The following is a 16,339-nucleotide window of genomic DNA, read 5'->3' on the forward strand; positions in this document are numbered from 1 at the left end:
CTCCTCCTCGCCCGAGTCCCGCACCACGCACGGGCGCCTCCGCGGCGCCCGTTTCTTTTTCGCCCGGGGCCGTCGGTGCGCGCAGCCGAAAAGCCCCCGCGCGGCGCCCCTCCTCAGCCCATCAGGGCGGTGATCGCCTCCTCCAGACGGCGCACCGGGTGGAGTTCCATGCCCGCCACCCCGTGGCGGGGGGCATTCTTGGCCGGCACCACCGCCCGCGTGAAACCGTGCTTGGCCGCCTCGGCCAGGCGCTCCTCGCCACCGGGGACGGGGCGCACCTCGCCGGCCAGACCGAGTTCCCCGAAGACCACCGAGTCCCGCGGCAGGGGCCGATTGCGCAGGCTCGAGAGCACCGCCGCCAGCGCCGGCAGGTCGCCCGCCGTCTCCTGGACACGCACGCCGCCGACCACGTTCAGGAAGACATCCTCGCCGGCGGTGCTGATCCCGCCGTGGCGCTGGAGAACCGCCAGCAGCAGCGCCAGGCGGCTGCCGTCCAGGCCCACGGCCACGCGGCGCGGCTGACTCCCGGCGGAGTCGGCCACCAGCGCCTGAACCTCGAGCAGCAAGGGCCGACTCCCCTCCCGGGTCACCAGCACCGCGCTGCCCGGCACATCCTGATCGTGACGGGAGAGGAAGATGGAGGAGGGATTGCGCACCTGGCGCAGGCCGTCCTCGGCCATGGCAAAGACGCCGAGCTCGTTGGCGGCGCCGAAGCGGTTCTTCACCGCCCGCACCACGCGGTAGCGGCTGCCCTGATCGCTCTCGAAGTAGAGCACGGTGTCTACCATGTGCTCGAGCACTCGCGGCCCGGCCAGGTGCCCCTCCTTGGTGACGTGGCCGACCAGGATCACCGCCATGCCGGTGGTCTTGGCCAGACGCACCAGCTGCGCCGCGCTCTCGCGGACCTGGGAGACCGACCCCGGCGCCGAGCCAAGCGCCGCAGTGTGGAAGGTCTGCACCGAGTCGAGCACCAGGGCCCGGGGGCGGATCCGCTCCGCTGCCGCGACGACCTCCTCGACCGCCGTCTCGGCCATCAGCTTCATGGCGTCATCCGCCACGCCCAGGCGCTGCCCCCGCAGCGCCACCTGCTGGAGCGACTCCTCACCGGTGGCGTAGAGCGCCGGGTGCTCGCGGGAGAGGGCCGCCAGCGTCTGCAGCAGCAGGGTCGATTTACCGATCCCCGGCTCGCCGCCGATGAGCACCACCGACCCGGGCACCAGACCGCCGCCGAGGACTCGGTCCAGCTCAGCCACGCCGGTGGCCAGCCGCGGCTCCGGCGCGGTCGATACCTCGGCCAGCGTGGTGATCTCCGTGCCCCGGCCCACCCGGCCACCGCCGGATGCGGCCGGCTGTGCGATCTCCTCGAGCGTATTCCAGGCGCCACACTCCGGACACTGACCCGCCCATTGCGGTTGCTCCGCGCCACAGTCCGAGCAAAGAAAACGCCGGCGACTGCGGGCCATCAGGACGCCCCCGTATCCACCGGCTCGCGCCGGACGCGGGGCGGCATCCGACAGAAGAGCTCGTAGGCGATGGTGCCGCAGGCGTCGGCCACCTCCTCGGCGCGCACCACGCCGCCCCAGAGGATCGCGGGATCCCCCTCGGTCACCCCTTCGAGGCCACGCAGGTCCACCGCCAGCAGGTCCATGGAGATCCGCCCCACCAGCTGCGTCCGCCGCCCGGCCACCTCCACCGGCGTGCCGCTCGGCGCATGGCGCGGATACCCGTCGCCATAGCCCACGGAGATAACCCCCACCGGCATGCTCTCAGGACAGCGCCAGGTGGCGCCGTAGCCGACCGCATCGCCGGCCTGCAGATGCCGCACCGCCACCACCTGACCGCGGAATGCCATGGCCGGTTGCAGCGCGGGATGACCCGCCCGGCCATCCACGAACGGCGACGCCCCGTAGAGCATAATGCCGGGGCGCACCCAGTCGTAGTGGCTTGCCGGCCAGCCCAGCACACCGGCCGAATTGGCCGCCGAGCGCGGCCCCGGAAGACCGTCGCAGGCGGCTTCAAAGGTAGCCAGCTGCCGCTCGGTGGCCAGGTTGCCCCGATCATCGGCACACGCCAAGTGGGTCAGGAAGCCGACGTCGGCCCGCACGCCCGGGGCCTCGGTCAGACGGCGCCAGACCGCCTGGACCTCCTCCGGCGGGAAGCCGAGCCGGTGCATACCGCTGTCGACCTTCACCCAAACCGTCACCGGCGAGGCCAGCCGAGCCTGCGCCAGCGCCTCCACCTGCCAATGGGTGTGAATGACCAGCTCAAGATCCGCAGCCGCCGCCCGCTCCAGATCCTCGACCCGGAAAGGTCCCTGGAGGAGGACGATACGCTCGCGGAACCCGGCCCCGCGCAGCGCTTCGGCCTCCGTGGCGTCGGTGACGGCCAACGCCTCCGCGTGCCCGCTCAACGCCCGGGCCACATGGGTCAGGCCGTGGCCGTAACCATCGGACTTGATCACGGCCATGACCCGCCGCCCGGGAGCTGCTTGGCGCGCAACCCGGAGATTGGCCTGCAGGGCACTCAGATCCACCGTGGCCCGCGCTGCCCGGCTCACCCCGGAATCCCCCCACCGTAGACGTCCTCGATGTAGTTCTCGAACCGGGTGAACTCGCCCAGGAAGGTGAGCTTGACCGTACCGATCGGCCCCTGGCGCTGCTTGGCGATGATCAGCTCGGCCACGCCCTTGTCCGGGGTATCCTCGTTGTAGACCTCATCCCGGTAGATGAACGCAATCAAGTCCGCATCCTGCTCGATGGCGCCCGATTCCCTCAAATCCGACATGATCGGCCGCTTGTTCGGCCGCTGCTCCAGCGAGCGGTTGAGCTGCGACAGGGCGATGACCGGTGTGTTGAGTTCCTTGGCCAGCGCCTTCAGGCCGCGGGAGATCTCCGAAAGCTCGCCGGCGCGGTTCTCCCGGAACCCGGGGATCTGCATCAGCTGCAGGTAGTCGATGACGATCAGCCCGAGCTCATCGTGCTCCCGCTGCAGCCGCCGAGCGCGCGCGCGTATCTCTGTAGGCGTCAGCCCCGGGGAGTCGTCGATGAACAGCGGCGCCTCGGCGAGCAGGCTCATCGTCGAGGTCAGCCGCGGCCAGTCGTCGTCCTGCAGCTTGCCTGAGCGCACCCGCTGCAGGTGCACACGCCCGAGCGAGGCCAGCATGCGCATCGCCAGGGCATCCGCCGGCATCTCCATGGAGAACACCGCCACGGGCTTTTTCAACTGCATGGCCACGTGCTCGACCATGTTCATGGCCACGGTGGTCTTGCCCATGGACGGCCGCCCGGCGACGATCACCAGATCGCCATCCTGGAGCCCGGAGGTCAGGTGATCGAGGTCGTCGAAGCCGGTGGCCAGACCGGTGACGGCCTCTTGGGTGTTGTAGAGGGTATCGATCCGATCGATGACTTGCGGCATGAGCTGCCGCATCCCGACGAAGCCCTGCCGGTGGCGGCCGGTCTGCTCGGCGATCTGGAAGATGGTCTGCTCGGCGTAGTCGAGGAGATCCTCGCTGCTGCGCCCTTCCGGGCGGAAGGCCGCCTCGGCGACATCGGAGCCGGCGCGGATCAGCTGCCTCAGTACCGAGCGCTCGCGGACGATATCCGCATAGGCGCGGATGTTCGCCGCCGAGGGGGTCTCGCGGGCAATACCCCCGAGATAGCTGAGGCCACCAGCCTCTTCGAGCCGGCCCTGCTTGCGCAGCCACCCGGAGAGGGTGACCACGTCCATGGGGTGATTCCCCTCCGCGAGCTCGCCCATGGCCCGGTAGACCAGGCGATGCTCGCGGCGGTAGAAATCCTCCTCGTGGAGACGGTCGGCGACCTGATCCCAGCCGGCGTTGTCGAGCATCAGCCCGCCGAGCACCGCCTGTTCCGCCTCCAGGTCGTGCGGCGGAACCTTCAGGGCCTCGGAGTCCGAGGCGGATCCGTCACCCTGCACCGTCTCCTCCCCGGGTTACCCCCGGCTGGCGATCAGGACTCGTCGCCCTCGACCACAACCTTCACCGTGCCCTCGACGTCGGTGTAGAGCGACACCTGCACGTCGTACTCGCCGGCCACACGGATCGGCCCCTCGGGCATGCGCACCTCGCGCCGGGCCAGCTCGACACCGGCCTGCTCGGCGGCGTTGGCGATATCCGCCGGGCCCACCGAGCCGAACAGCTTGCCCTGCTCGCCGACCTTGGCCGCGATGGTCAGAGTCAGCTCCTGGAGCTGCTCCAGGCGGGCCTGGGCCGCCTGCTCGGCCTCCCGGGCGGCCTTCTCGAGCTCGGCGCGACGCTCCTCGAAGTAACGGATGTTCTCCTCCGTAGCCATCTTGGCCTTGCCGTACGGCAGGAGGTAGTTGCGGCCGTAGCCCGGACGCACCCGGACGCGATCACCCAGGTTCCCCAGGTTCGACACCTTTTCCAGAAGAATCAGTTCCATGCCTTGCACCTCGATCGTTCGTATTCGGTTGTGACGGCGCTACTGCGAGGACGTCCCGCCGCCGAGTCTTCGCCGCCACTGGAACAGCGCATCGCCGATCCCCACCAGCGCCAGCGGGCGGAACAGCAGTGGCGCCAGCACATACACCGGCACCAGCCACCCACCGCTGAGCCCCCGCGCCGCGACGATGGCGTGGCTGAACGCAATCGCCTGGACCACAAAAGCCGCGCCGGTGACCAGCGCCAGGTCGGTGATCAGACTTGGGCCGGCGAACAGCCCCCCGAGCCAGAGCACCAAGGCAACCAGCGCCGCCTCGCGCCCCAGATCCAGGGCGTGAAACTCCGCGCGCAGACCGCCCGGATTGAACAGCAGCGCCTGCAGCCCCCGGCCGATGAGCAGCCCGGCGAGGACGACCAGCATCAGATTCACCGCCCAAAGACCGGTCATCACCGGCAGCAGCTCGTCCTGCAGCAGGACCCCGGCCTCGCCGCCGAGTTCCGCCTCACCGCCGGCGACGGCCAGGAAGGCCTCGACCACCGAGCGCCAGTAGGCCGCCGGGTCCGGCACCACCAGATGGAACCCGATCACGGCAACCGCGCCCAGGCCCATCCACAGCAACAGGGTAAGCGGCAGGGAGACGCTCCGGCGCAGCACCTCGGCAAGCAGGAGCACCGGCACCCACTGCTCGAGGATCAGTCGCAACGCGGGCTCGCCCGTTCCCAGCGCGGCGAACATCAGCGCAAACAGCGCAGCCCCCGCCATGGCGCCGACCACCACACCCTGGCGCAGCCCGTCGCGCAGGGTCACCAGCGCCAGGGCGCCGGCGGCCAGGACGGAGAGCAGCGGCAGCAGTGCCGCTGCCACCATGACCGTGGCCGCCTGGAACGGCCCGCGCAGAATGAAGGCGGCGAACGCCTTCACGGCCCCGGCTCAGTGACGGTCCGTGTACGGCAGCAGCGCCAGGAAACGGGCGCGCTTGATCGCCCGCGCCAGCTGGCGCTGGTAGCGCGCGCTGGTGCCGGTGATCCGGCTCGGCACGATCTTGCCGGTATCGGTGATGTAGTTTTTCAGCGTGTTGAGATCCTTGTAGTCGATCTCCTTCACGCCCTCCGCGGTGAACTTGCAGTACTTACGGCGCCGGAAGAAACGTCCCATGGTCTAGCTCCTCGTTGATCGTCGGTGTCGGCGGGCGCGTGGCGCGGTTTTACTCCGCGTCCTCGGACTCCTTGCGGTCCTCGCGCTTCTCGTTGCCCTTGGCCAGCGGCGACGGCTCGGTGACGGCCTCGTCGCGGCTCAGCACCAGGTTGCGGATGACCGCGTCGTTGAAGCGGAAGGCGGAGGTAAGCTCGTCGATCTCATCCTTGCCGCACTCGACGTTCATCAGCACGTAGTGGGCCTTGATCAGCTTGTTGATCGGATAGGCCAGCTGCCGACGACCCCAGTCCTCCAGGCGGTGCACGGTGCCGCCGCTGGACTCGACGATGCTGCGGTAGCGCTCGACCATGGCGGGAACCTGGTCGCTCTGGTCCGGGTGGACCATGAAGACAATCTCGTAGTGTCGCATCCATCACTCCTTACGGTTATTCGAGCCGCAGGCTCAAACAGCCTCCACCCCCACGGATGTGAGGCAAGGTTGCACCTTGGGTTAAGCGGGCAAGTCTACCCGAGATCGCCGCCCTGTGGAAAGCGCTGACGGACAGCCTCGAACAGTAGGACGCCCGCGGCCACGGACACGTTGAGGCTTTCCATCGTACCGGGCATGGGGATCGCCACCAGTGCGTCACAACGCTCCCGGGTCAGCCGCCGCAGGCCCTCGCCCTCGCCGCCGAGGACCAGCGCCAGCGGGCCGCGCAGATCGATCTGATAGCAGCTGCGCTCCGCCTCACCAGCGGCCCCCACGGTGTAGACCCCAGCCGCGCACAGCTGCTGCAGGGTCCGCGCGAGGTTGGTTACCTGGAAGAAGGGGATGCGCTGAACCGCGCCGGCGGCGGTCTTGTGCACTGCCGGGCTCAGCGCCGCCGCCCGGTCCCGCGGCGCCACCACGCCGTGGGCGCCTGCCGCCGCGGCGCTGCGCATGCACGCGCCGAGATTGTGCGGATCCTGAACCCGATCGAGCACCAGTAGCAGCGGCTCGGGCTCGGTGGCCAACAGATCCGCCAGCTCCCCTTCGCCGCGGGCTGGGGTACCGCTGTAGCGCAGGATGACGCCCTGGTGGTTGCCCCCTTCAGCCATCTCATCGAGCGCCCGCCGATGCACGCGCTCGACGCTCACTCCCTGGCGGTCCAGCTTGTCGAGCAGGCGCTCGAGCCGGGCATCCCGTCGACCGCGCTCCACCCACACGGCTTCGACGCCGGCGGGATCGTAGGCGGCAGCCTCGCGCGCGGCGTGTTGGCCGTAGACCAGTTGAGCCCCGTCCTCGGCGGTGTCCGCAGCCGCGGACCCCTTGCCGCGGCTACGGCGTCGTCTGCCCTGTGCCATGACCGTCAGTTACTGCGATCGCTACCGCTGCGGCGCCGTCCGGAGCGCCGGCTCCGGCTGCTGCGGCGGCTCTTACCGCTGCCGCCCCCCTCCTCCTGCGATTCGTCGCCCGACTCGCCGCCCTTGGCGGCCGTTTTGCGCTTCCCGCCGCCCTCGGACTTGGCGGATTTCGACGACCCGCTGCCGGACGGGCCGGCGCCGGAAGCCGACTTGCGGCCGCGGTTCGTACCGCCCTTGCCGCGCTTGCCCGACTTACGGCTGCCATCCAGAGGCTCGCCGTCAGCGTCCACCGGATGAGCGACCATCTCCAGATCGATCTTGCGGTCGTCCTTCTCCACGCGAGCCACGCGCACCCGGACCCGGTCGCTGAGCCGGTACTCCTTGCCCGTCCGGTCACCGACCAGCCGGTGTCCCACCGAGTCGTAATGGAAAAAGTCGCTCTCAAGATTGGTGATGTGCACCAGACCGTCGACGTAGACCCCCTCCAGCGAGATGAACAGCCCGAAGGAGGTGACCGCCGCGATCACCCCGATGAACTCGTCACCCAGGTGGTCCGAGAGATACTCACACTTGAGCGTCATCTCGGCATCCCGCGTCGCCTCATCCGCCCGGCGCTCGGCCATGGAGCAGTGCTCACCGAGGGTGACCAGATCGTTGTGGGTCACCGGGAAACTGCGCCCGCGGTGACCGTCGATCACATGGCCGATGCCCCGGTGGACCACCAGGTCGGGGTAGCGGCGGATCGGCGACGTGAAATGCGTATAGGCGTCCAGCGCCAGCCCGAAGTGACCGGCGTTGTCCGGCCGGTATTCGGCGGCCTGCATCGACCGCAGCAGGACGGTCTCGATGAGGTGGCGATCGGGGCGTTCGCGGGCCTGCTCCATCACCCGGCCGTAATCCTTGCCCGTGGGCTCTTCACCGCCACCGAGTTCAAGCCCGGCCTGGGCCAGGAACTCCTTGAGCTGCTCGAGCTTCTGCTCGCCGGGGCGCTCGTGGACCCGGTAGAGCGACGGCACCTTGTTCTTGGTCAAGAACTTGGCCGCGCAGACGTTGGCCGAGATCATGCACTCTTCAACGACCTTGTGGAAGTCGTTGCGCTCCGTCGGTTCGACGGAGACCACACGCCCCTCGTCATCGAAGTGCATCTGCGTCTCGGTGGTGTCGAAATCGATGGCACCCCGCTCCTCACGGGACTTGCGCAGCGTCTTGTAGAGGTTGTGCAGGTTGCCCAGGTGACGCACCACGTCCTCGCCGATGGCCGAGCGCGCCTTGCGGTCGCCGTCGACCACCGCCGCCGCGGCCTGGTCGTAGGTCAACCGCGCCGCCGACTGGATCACCGCACGATAAAAGCGCGAGCGCAGGACCTTGCCGTTGCCCTGCAGGAGCATGTCGCAGACCATGGCCAGTCGATCGACCTTCGGGTTCAGCGAGCACAGCCCGTTGGACAGGGCCTCGGGGAGCATCGGCACGACCGATCGCGGGAAATAGACCGAGCTGCCACGCAGTCGCGCCTCCTGATCCAGCGCGGAGCCGGGGCGCACGTAGTGGGACACGTCGGCGATGGCGACCACCAGCCGCCAGCCCTTGGCGGTGGGCTCACAATAGAGCGCGTCGTCAAAGTCCTTGGCATCGGCGCCGTCGATGGTCACCAGCGGCAGCCGACGCAGGTCGGTGCGCCCCTGCTTGTCGGCCTCGGGGACCTCCTCACCGAAGGCGGCGACCTCCTCTTCCACCTCGGCCGGCCAGTCCATCGGGATGCCGTGGATGCGCGCGGCCACTACATCCTCTTCACCGACGTGGATCGTCCGCCCGAGCACCTGAGTAATGCGGCCAATGGGCTGTCGACGCTCGTTGGGCTGGGCCAGGATCTCGGCCACCGCCAACTCGCCATCCTCGGCCCCGCCGCGCCCGTCCGGCGTCAGCAAAACGTCCTGCTGCAGCCGCTTGTTCTCCGGCACCAGGAACCCCACCCCGTGCTCCTCGAAGAACCGGCCGGTGATCTGCCGATTGCCGCGCTCAAGGATCTCGACGAGCTCACCCTGCGGCGTACCGTGCTCGTCGCGGCCGGTGATGCGCACGATGGCCCGGTCGCCGTGGAGCAGGCAGCGCATCTGGCGCGGTGACAGGGCGATCCGATCGCCGGTACCATCCGGCAGCAGGAAACCGGAGCCGTCCGGTCGCCCCATGACGCGGCCGCGAACCAGCTCACTGTGATCCACGACCAAGTACCCGCGGCGGCGATTGCGCACCAGCTGCCCGTCACGCTCCATGGCGCGCAGCCGGCGGCGCAGCGCCTCATGCTGATCCGGGCTCTCCAGCCCCAAGGCCTCGGCGATCTCGCGCCGACCCAACGGGCGACGGTGGGCGGCCAGGAGCTCCAGCAGATACTCCCGGCTGGGGATCGGGTTCTCGTACTTGGCCTGCTCGCGCTCCTGATACGGGTCGCGCTTGGGGGGTCGCTTCTTGGTTTGCTTCGCCATTTTCTATTCCTTGGATCAATCCCGGGAGGATACGCCAGCGGGCCGGGCCTCCACAAAGGATTCCGACCGCCTCGCGATGGCCTGTTGACACCTGCCCGGGGGCGCCGTTACAGTCTTGCGCACTCGCTGACGAGGTCTTCAGCGGGCATGCCGAGGTGGCGAAATTGGTAGACGCGCTAGCTTCAGGTGCTAGTGGGGGAAACCCCGTGGAGGTTCGAGTCCTCTCCTCGGCACCAATTTCCCCAAGCTTCTGAGCCACACGGCTCGGAAAGTCGAAAGCCCCCGGGAGGCATCCTCCCGGGGGCTTTTTTGTTGCCGGGTCAAAACCCAGTGTCGCCGCTGACCCCTCGCGGGGAATGGTCAGCGGCGCTGGATGCATCGGATCACTGGGGAGGCGTCGAAGCCAAGGCGCAGAGCCCGCGCCGGGCGGATCAGAACGGGCTCTGGCGGACGATGGTCTCGTTGCGATCCGGGCCGGTAGAGATCATCGCCACCGGGACACCGACCAGCTGCTCGATGCGCTCTAGGTAGGCGCGAGCGTTCTCGGGCAGATCCTCGTAGCGCTCGATGCCCGAGGTGGTCTCCGCCCAGCCGGGCATGTCCTCGTAGACGGGCTCGCACTCCGACAGGGTTTCCACCTCCGACGGCAGCGTCTCGCAGAGCGCCCCCTGGCACCGGTAGCCGACGCACAGCCGGAGCGTCTCCAGGCCGTCGAGGACATCGAGCTTGGTGATGCAAAGCCCGCTGAGGCTGTTGATCTGCGCCGCCCGGCGCGTGGCCACGGCGTCGAACCAGCCGCAGCGGCGCTGCCGCCCGGTGGTGGCGCCAAACTCATGGCCCCGCTCGCCCAGGTGCATACCCATCTCGTCGTCGAAGTCGAGTTCCGTGGGGAACGGCCCCTGCCCCACCCGGGTGGTGTACGCCTTGGTGATCCCCAGGATGTAGTCGAGGGTGCGCGGGCCGACGCCGGTCCCCGCGGCGGCGGCACCAGCGCAGGTGTTCGACGAGGTCACGAAGGGGTACGTGCCGTGATCGACGTCCAGCAGCGTACCCTGCGCGCCCTCGAAGAGGATATTGCGTCCGGTGCGCATCTCCGCGGTCAGCAGGGCACCGACGTCGGTGGCCAGCGGCCGCAGCTGCTCGCCGTGGGCCAGCGCCTGATCGAGGACCTCCTGGAAGTCCATGGTCGGGGCGCCGAAATAGTGCTTGAGCACGAAGTTGTGGTAGTCGAGCAGCTCGCCGAGCTTCTGCGCCAGGCGCTCGCGGTGGAACAGATCCGACAACCGCACGCCGCGCCGGGCCACCTTGTCCTCGTAGGCGGGACCGATGCCGCGGCCGGTGGTGCCGATAGCCGCCTTGCCTTTCGCCTTCTCCCGGGCGTGATCCAGCGCCACGTGGCAGGGCAGGATCAGCGGGCAGGAGGGGCTGATGCGCAGCCGTTCCCGCGCCGGAACCCCACGGGCCTCGAGCTCGCGGATCTCTTCGAGCAGCGCCTCGGCGGAGAGCACCACGCCGTTGCCGATCACGCAGGTAGCATCATCGCGGAGGATGCCGGACGGGATCAGGTGCAGCACCGTCTGCTCGCCGTCGATGACCAGCGTATGGCCGGCGTTGTGCCCGCCCTGGAAGCGCGCCACGACCCCGGCGTTCTCGGTCAACCAGTCGACGATCTTGCCCTTGCCCTCGTCGCCCCACTGCGTGCCGACTACGACCACATTGGTGCCCATACTCACTCCGTATCCAGTTCCCAGGTGCCGTTGCGCTCGACCAGGCGTCGATCGCAACCGTGGTTGTCCTGCTCGTCGCCGGGCAGCTGCCAGACCACCCGCTCACCGGCGGCGCGCAACTCGGCCACGCGTGCATGCAACGCCGGATCATCGCCCCAGGGGGCGAGCACGCCACCCCCAGCCGGCCCCGCAACGCCGCCGCCGAGGTTGAGCAGCGCCTTGAGGTCAGCGCTGTAGCCGGTGGCCGGCCGCGGCCGCCCGAACGCCCGGCCGATGCCGTCGTAGCGCCCACCGCGCGCCAGCTCCTGCCCATAGCCCGGGGTGTAGGCGGCGAACACCAGCCCGGTGTGGTAGCGGTAGCCGCGCAGCTCGCCCAGATCCAGGTGCAGCGGCAACTCCGGCTCGCGCCGCGCCAGGCTGTCGGCCACCACACGCAGCTGCTCCAGCGCCTCGGCCACCGCCGGACCGGCCCAGCCGAGCACCGTCTGCGCCCGCTCTAGGACCTCCACGCCGCCGTGCAGCCCGACCAGCGCCGAAAGACGCTCGGCCTGCGCCGTCTCCACGCCGGCCTCGGCGAGCACGACGGCGATCTCGTCGCCGGCCTTGCGCTGCAGGGCATCAAGCAGGGCCTCCTCGGCGGCCGGGCCGAGGCCGAGGTCCTCAAGCAGGGCCTCGAAGATACCCACGTGCCCCACATCCAGATGCAGCTGCTCCACCCCGGCGGCGCGCAGCGTGGCGAGCATCAGCGAGATCACCTCCAGATCGCTCTCCACCCCGGCGTGGCCGTAGAGCTCTGCGCCAAGCTGCACGGCATTGCGGCTGCCGGCGGGCCCTTCGGCCCGCGCCTGCAGGGTGCTGCCGATGTAGCACAGCCGGGTGATGCCCTCGCGGCGCAGCTGATGGGCGTCGATCCGGGCCGCCTGCGGGGTGATGTCGGGGCGCACGCCCAGCGTCCGCCCGGAGAGTTGATCGGTGACCTTGAAGGTCTGCACGTCCAGATCCCGGCCGGTGCCGGTGAGCAGTGCCTCCAGGTACTCAATGAAAGGGGGCATGATCAGCTCATACCCCCAGGAATCGAAGAGATCCAACAGCCGACGGCGCAACGCCTCGGCCTGTGCGGCCTCCGGCGGCAACAGCTCGTCGACGCCGTCCGGCAGCATCCACCGTGCCTTGCGATCCATTAACCTCGCACCCAGTAGAGCAGCAGAACGCCCACCCCCATGGACAGGAGGCCGACGGTCCGCAGGCTTCGATCATCCATCTCGGCGGCCTGCAGGAACACCCGGCGCAGGGCGCCGGGGTTCGCTGCAGGGAGGATGCCCTCGATCACCAGCAGGAGGGCGATCGCGGTGAGCAGGTCACCCATCTCCACGGCGATCCCCCCTCTCGGTCAGTCCTGATCGGGGGACCCGAGCTCGCCGTTCATCCCCGGCAGCTGCTCGCCGCCGTCGAAGAAGCGGAAGAACTGCGAGTCCGGCGACAGGACGAACAGATCGTCCTCACCCTGGAAGGACTCGCGATAGGCCCTGAGGCTGCGCTGGAAGGCGAAGAAATCCGGCTCCTGGCTGTAGGCGCTGGCGTAGATCTCCGCCGCGGTGGCATCACCCTCACCACGCAGGGACTCACCGTCCCGGTAGGCCTCGGCGAGGAGCACCGTCCGCTGACGGTCGGCGTCGGCGCGGATGCGCTCGCCGGCCTCCTCACCGCGGGCGCGGATCTCGCGGGCGACCCGCTCACGATCCGCCACCATGCGGTCGAAGATCGAGTCGGTAACGTCCTCGGGCAGATCGATGCGCTTGAGGCGCACATCGAGCACCTCCAGCCCCAGGCTCTGCGCCGCCTCGGCGGTGGTCACGCGCAGGATGTCCATGATCTGCACGCGCTCGCCGGAGATGATGTCCTGCACCGTGCGTTTACCGAACTCGGCACGCAGGGCATCGCGGATGATCTCGCGCAGGCGTTGGTTGGCCCGCTCCGGCTCACCACGGACGGTGGTGTAGTAACGCTCGGCATCATCCACGCGCCACTTCACGAAGGAGTCGACGATCAGGTTCTTCTGCTCCACCGTCAGGAACCGTTCCGGCTCCTCGTCCAGATTCTGCACCCGGGCGTCGAACTTGCGGACGTTGTTCACGAACGGGGTCTTGAAGTGGAGCCCCGGATCAAAGTCCGACTTGATGATCTCACCAAGCCGGAACTTGAGCGCGACCTCCTTCTCGGAGACGGTGAACACCGAGAAGTAGCCGAGGATCGCGGCCACCACCAGCAGGGGCAACACGACGTTCTTCAGGATTCGCATCAGCGCGTCCCCCTATCACGGAGCGCCTCTCGTGCTCGCTGCGTCGGCGAGATGGCGTCCCGTTCCTGCGGTACATCGATATTGGATTCGCCGGCAAACGCCGTCGTGCCACTCCGGCGATCCATGAGCTTGTCCAGCGGCAGGTACATCAGCGACTGGCTGGACTCGGAGTCGAGCATCACCTTGGGCACGCGCCCGAGGATCTCCTCCATGGTCTCGAGGTAGATCCGCTGACGCATCAGCGACGGTGCGTTGCGGTACTCGGCCACCAGCGCCTCGAAGCGGGCCGCGTCACCCTCGGCCTGGGCGATAACCTGCTCGCGGTAACCGTCTGCTTCCTCGAGAATGCGCGCCGCCTGGCCCTGGGCCCGCGGGATCAGCTCATTGGCGTAGGCCTGGGCCCGGTTGATGGTGCGCTGCTCGTCCTCCCGGGCGCGGATGGCGTCCTCGAAGGCCGGCTGCACCGGCTCGGGGGGCTGGATATCCTGGACCGCCACCTGCACCACTTGCAGCCCGGTGCGGTACTCGTCCATCACCTCCTGGAGCAACCGCCCGGTCTCCTGCGCCACCTCGGTGCGGCCTTCGGTGAGCACATACTGCAGTTCACGCTTGCCGATGATCTCGCGCACGGCACTCTCGGTGACCTGCTTGAGGGTCTGCTCCGGCAAGCGGAAGTTGAACAGGTAGAGGAAAGGATCATTGACCTCGTACTGCGCCGCGATCCGCACATCGACGATGTTCTCGTCGCGGGTGATCATCAGCGCCTCGGCCGGCACGGGACGGGCCCGATTCTGCATCGACTCGTAGCCGACCTCGGCGATGCGCCGCTGGTCGACATTGACCCGCTCGATCTGGCCGATGGGGCGCGGCCAGTGCCAGTGCGGCCCGGGCTCCGTCGTATCGGAGTGGCGACCGAAGGTCAGCTCCACCCCGCGCCAGCCCTGGTCGACGATATAGATGCCGGATAGCATCCAGACCACGAAGGCGCCGAGCGCCAGCAAGCCGATGCCGGTTGCGCCGGGCCCGCGGGAGGGCCCGCTGGGCATGCGCCCGCCGAACAGGCCCTGCAACTGCTCACGCAACTTGCGGAAGACCTCATCCAGATCGGGCGGCCCCCCACTGCCGCCGCCTTTGGGGCCGCTGCCCCAGGGGTCGCGGCTGCCGCCGCCGGGCTCATTCCACGCCATTCGGGACTCCGTATGTGACTAAGACGATCCGCCGTCAGGTCGGTCGAACGGTCAGATTCTAGGGAGCTGCCCCGCCAACCGCAACCGAAGTCAGGTAGGGACAACCTCTCCGCGCGGCAGCCCCTCACGGACATGGAGCCTTTCCAGCTCATGCACGGGGAGCTCCACCTCCAGAGCGAGCTGGCCGTCGTCGGCGCAGTGCTCCTCGATGACACAGCCGAGCCGGAACAGCTGGGCACGCAGGCGCCCCTGATCCGGCCGCAGATGGACACGGCGCCGGGTGCGCTCCGGGCCGAGCCGCTCGGCCACCGCCTCGAGCAGGGCTTCCACCCCCTCACCGGTGGCCGCCGAGATCCGTACGCCGGTCACCAGGCCTTCGTCGTCCTCGATCCGGCCCGGCGCCAGGGCGCAGGTATCCACCTTGTTGTAGACACGCAGCGTGGGCACCGCATCGGCACCGAGTTCCGCGAGGACCGCCTCCACCTGCTCGATCTGGTGCTCGCGCTCCTCGGCCCCGGCGTCGATGACGTGAAGAAGCAGATCCGCGTCGGTGACCTCCTCGAGGGTCGAGCGGAAGGCCGCCACCAGATCGTGGGGCAGCCGGCTGATAAAGCCCACCGTATCCGAAACCACCGCCGCCGAGCCACGGGCCAGCTCCACGCGGCGCCACGAGGGATCGAGTGTCGCGAACAGCCGATCCTCGGCCAGGCGCTGTGAGCCGGTAACGTGATTGAACAGGGTGGACTTGCCGGCGTTGGTATAGCCGACCAGCGAGACCACGGGCAGCTCGCGCTTGCGCCGGGCCTTGCGGCCCTGCTCACGGGTTCGGCGCACCTTGGCCAGGCGCCGTTCGATCTGCTGGATGCGCCCGCCGATGAGCCGGCGGTCCATCTCCAGCTGCTTCTCGCCCGGGCCACGCAGGCCGATCCCGCCTTTCTGCCGCTCCAGGTGGGACCAGCCGCGGACCAGGCGACTGGCGACGTGCTTGAGCTGCGCCAGCTCCACCTGGAGCCGGCCCTCGAAGGTTCGCGCCCGCTGCGCGAAGATATCCAGGATCAGCCCGGTGCGATCGAGCACACGGCAGCCCAGGTCGGTCTCAAGGTTGCGCTCCTGAGCCGCCGACAGCGGCTGGTCAACCAGCACCAGCCCGGCGTCCAGTTCGCGCACCCGCTCGGCCAGCTCGGCGACCTTGCCGCGGCCGATGAAGGTCCGCGGATCCGGGGTGTCGCGTCGGTGGCGAAAGCGGCCCACCACCTCGGCGCCGGCGGAGTCACCCAGCGCCTCGAACTCCTCCGCGGCGTCCAGGGCGTCCTCTGGAAGCCGGACGTGCAGCACCACGGCCCGTTCGCCCCCAGAAGGCCGGGCGAACAGATCCGCCGGACCGCTACCCTTGCGCTGATTAGTTATCGCTTGCCTCCTCGCCGACGACCGCCTCGGCGGATGCCTCTTCGCCCTGCTGCGGCAGGCGCACGCGCCGTGCCGGGACGATGGTCGAGATGGCGTGCTTGTACACCATCTGGTTGACGTTGTTGCGCAACAGCACCACGAACTGATCGAAGGACTCGATCTGCCCCTGCAGCTTGATCCCATTGACCAGGTAGATCGAGACCGGAACCTTTTCCTTGCGCAGGGTATTCAGAAAGGGTTCCTGCAATGACTGCCCCTTCGCCATGACGATTCGCCCCCAATGATTGTTGTTGTTATGACCCGCGAACCCCGCCGCAGGGGCGCCACTTGCTCATGG

The 16,339-nt window shown here is 68.9% G+C and carries 16 protein-coding genes and 1 tRNA gene; 1 reads left to right on the plus strand and 16 read right to left on the minus strand.

What is annotated here, in order from left to right; translation table 11 throughout:
- Positions 1 to 113: 113 nt before the first annotated feature.
- From radA to rnr, 9 genes are all read right to left on the minus strand, one after another.
- Positions 114 to 1,463 (minus strand): DNA repair protein RadA, encoded by a 1,350-nt coding sequence (radA, locus tag LRF89_RS08945; protein ID WP_201168875.1) that lies wholly within the window; start codon positions 1,461 to 1,463, stop codon positions 114 to 116.
- Complete coding sequence (gene alr, locus LRF89_RS08950) at positions 1,463 to 2,557, minus strand: alanine racemase (protein ID WP_238636941.1); 1,095 nt, start codon at positions 2,555 to 2,557, stop codon at positions 1,463 to 1,465. The genes radA and alr overlap by 1 nt, the downstream gene beginning before the upstream one ends.
- The gene (dnaB, locus tag LRF89_RS08955; protein ID WP_238636942.1) at positions 2,554 to 3,939 is read right to left on the minus strand and encodes a replicative DNA helicase; all 1,386 of its coding nucleotides are present in this window, start codon (positions 3,937 to 3,939) and stop codon (positions 2,554 to 2,556) included. Before dnaB ends, alr begins: the two co-directional genes overlap by 4 nt.
- Positions 3,940 to 3,971: 32 nt before the next feature.
- On the minus strand, positions 3,972 to 4,424 hold the full coding sequence (gene rplI / locus LRF89_RS08960) for a 50S ribosomal protein L9 (RefSeq protein WP_201241728.1): 453 nt from the start codon (positions 4,422 to 4,424) through the stop codon (positions 3,972 to 3,974).
- 39 nt (positions 4,425 to 4,463) lie between these two features.
- Entirely contained in the window at positions 4,464 to 5,345 is an 882-nt protein-coding gene (locus LRF89_RS08965; protein ID WP_238636943.1) for a hypothetical protein, read from the minus strand.
- A gap of 9 nt (positions 5,346 to 5,354) precedes the next feature.
- Positions 5,355 to 5,579, minus strand: coding sequence for a 30S ribosomal protein S18 (gene rpsR / locus LRF89_RS08970; protein ID WP_201168890.1), 225 nt, complete (start codon positions 5,577 to 5,579; stop codon positions 5,355 to 5,357).
- Between the two features lie 49 nt (positions 5,580 to 5,628).
- A complete protein-coding gene (rpsF, locus tag LRF89_RS08975) occupies positions 5,629 to 5,988 on the minus strand; it encodes a 30S ribosomal protein S6 (RefSeq protein ID WP_201168894.1) in 360 nt (119 codons plus the stop codon).
- A 95-nt stretch (positions 5,989 to 6,083) separates the two neighbouring features.
- Positions 6,084 to 6,902 (minus strand): 23S rRNA (guanosine(2251)-2'-O)-methyltransferase RlmB, encoded by an 819-nt coding sequence (rlmB, locus tag LRF89_RS08980; RefSeq protein WP_201168897.1) that lies wholly within the window; start codon positions 6,900 to 6,902, stop codon positions 6,084 to 6,086.
- A gap of 5 nt (positions 6,903 to 6,907) precedes the next feature.
- Complete coding sequence (rnr, locus tag LRF89_RS08985; RefSeq protein ID WP_238636944.1) at positions 6,908 to 9,382, minus strand: ribonuclease R; 2,475 nt, start codon at positions 9,380 to 9,382, stop codon at positions 6,908 to 6,910.
- Between the two features lie 149 nt (positions 9,383 to 9,531).
- Between rnr and LRF89_RS08990 the strand changes: the two genes are divergently transcribed.
- Positions 9,532 to 9,618: transfer RNA gene (locus LRF89_RS08990), tRNA-Leu, on the plus strand.
- A 195-nt stretch (positions 9,619 to 9,813) separates the two neighbouring features.
- Here the strand turns inward: LRF89_RS08990 and LRF89_RS08995 are convergent.
- From LRF89_RS08995 to hfq, 7 genes are all read right to left on the minus strand, one after another.
- A complete protein-coding gene (locus tag LRF89_RS08995; RefSeq protein ID WP_201168903.1) occupies positions 9,814 to 11,109 on the minus strand; it encodes an adenylosuccinate synthase in 1,296 nt (431 codons plus the stop codon).
- Between the two features lie 2 nt (positions 11,110 to 11,111).
- Positions 11,112 to 12,290 carry an ATP phosphoribosyltransferase regulatory subunit gene (locus LRF89_RS09000; RefSeq protein WP_201168906.1) on the minus strand — a complete coding sequence of 393 codons (1,179 nt, stop codon included), beginning with the start codon at positions 12,288 to 12,290 and terminating at the stop codon, positions 11,112 to 11,114.
- On the minus strand, positions 12,290 to 12,475 hold the full coding sequence (locus tag LRF89_RS09005) for a DUF2065 domain-containing protein (RefSeq protein ID WP_207189659.1): 186 nt from the start codon (positions 12,473 to 12,475) through the stop codon (positions 12,290 to 12,292). The genes LRF89_RS09000 and LRF89_RS09005 overlap by 1 nt, the downstream gene beginning before the upstream one ends.
- 24 nt (positions 12,476 to 12,499) lie before the next feature.
- Entirely contained in the window at positions 12,500 to 13,408 is a 909-nt protein-coding gene (hflC, locus tag LRF89_RS09010; RefSeq protein ID WP_201168911.1) for a protease modulator HflC, read from the minus strand.
- On the minus strand, positions 13,408 to 14,595 hold the full coding sequence (gene hflK / locus LRF89_RS09015; protein ID WP_201168913.1) for an FtsH protease activity modulator HflK: 1,188 nt from the start codon (positions 14,593 to 14,595) through the stop codon (positions 13,408 to 13,410). Before hflK ends, hflC begins: the two co-directional genes overlap by 1 nt.
- Before the next feature lie 90 nt (positions 14,596 to 14,685).
- On the minus strand, positions 14,686 to 15,966 hold the full coding sequence (gene hflX / locus LRF89_RS09020; RefSeq protein ID WP_274522115.1) for a ribosome rescue GTPase HflX: 1,281 nt from the start codon (positions 15,964 to 15,966) through the stop codon (positions 14,686 to 14,688).
- 28 nt (positions 15,967 to 15,994) lie between these two features.
- Positions 15,995 to 16,267, minus strand: coding sequence for an RNA chaperone Hfq (hfq, locus tag LRF89_RS09025; RefSeq protein WP_201168915.1), 273 nt, complete (start codon positions 16,265 to 16,267; stop codon positions 15,995 to 15,997).
- Between the last annotated feature and the right edge of the window lie 72 nt (positions 16,268 to 16,339).

Origin of the sequence: Halorhodospira sp. 9621, from assembly GCF_022228055.1 — a bacterium.
GTDB lineage: Bacteria > Pseudomonadota > Gammaproteobacteria > Nitrococcales > Halorhodospiraceae > Halorhodospira > Halorhodospira halophila_A.

Bases quoted from the DNA above. Each gene is read 5' to 3' on its own strand.
- rnr (WP_238636944.1), bottom strand. From the start codon at position 9,382: ATGGCGAAGCAAACCAAGAAGCGACCCCCCAAGCGCGACCCGTATCAG.
- hflC (WP_201168911.1), bottom strand. From the start codon at position 13,408: ATGCGAATCCTGAAGAACGTCGTGTTGCCCCTGCTGGTGGTGGCCGCG.
- hfq (WP_201168915.1), bottom strand. From the start codon at position 16,267: ATGGCGAAGGGGCAGTCATTGCAGGAACCCTTTCTGAATACCCTGCGC.
- LRF89_RS09005 (WP_207189659.1), bottom strand. From the start codon at position 12,475: ATGGGTGACCTGCTCACCGCGATCGCCCTCCTGCTGGTGATCGAGGGC.
- hflK (WP_201168913.1), bottom strand. From the start codon at position 14,595: ATGGCGTGGAATGAGCCCGGCGGCGGCAGCCGCGACCCCTGGGGCAGC.
- rpsF (WP_201168894.1), bottom strand. From the start codon at position 5,988: ATGCGACACTACGAGATTGTCTTCATGGTCCACCCGGACCAGAGCGAC.
- rplI (WP_201241728.1), bottom strand. From the start codon at position 4,424: ATGGAACTGATTCTTCTGGAAAAGGTGTCGAACCTGGGGAACCTGGGT.
- LRF89_RS08995 (WP_201168903.1), bottom strand. From the start codon at position 11,109: ATGGGCACCAATGTGGTCGTAGTCGGCACGCAGTGGGGCGACGAGGGC.
- rpsR (WP_201168890.1), bottom strand. From the start codon at position 5,579: ATGGGACGTTTCTTCCGGCGCCGTAAGTACTGCAAGTTCACCGCGGAG.
- radA (WP_201168875.1), bottom strand. From the start codon at position 1,463: ATGGCCCGCAGTCGCCGGCGTTTTCTTTGCTCGGACTGTGGCGCGGAG.
- rlmB (WP_201168897.1), bottom strand. From the start codon at position 6,902: ATGGCACAGGGCAGACGACGCCGTAGCCGCGGCAAGGGGTCCGCGGCT.
- LRF89_RS09000 (WP_201168906.1), bottom strand. From the start codon at position 12,290: ATGGATCGCAAGGCACGGTGGATGCTGCCGGACGGCGTCGACGAGCTG.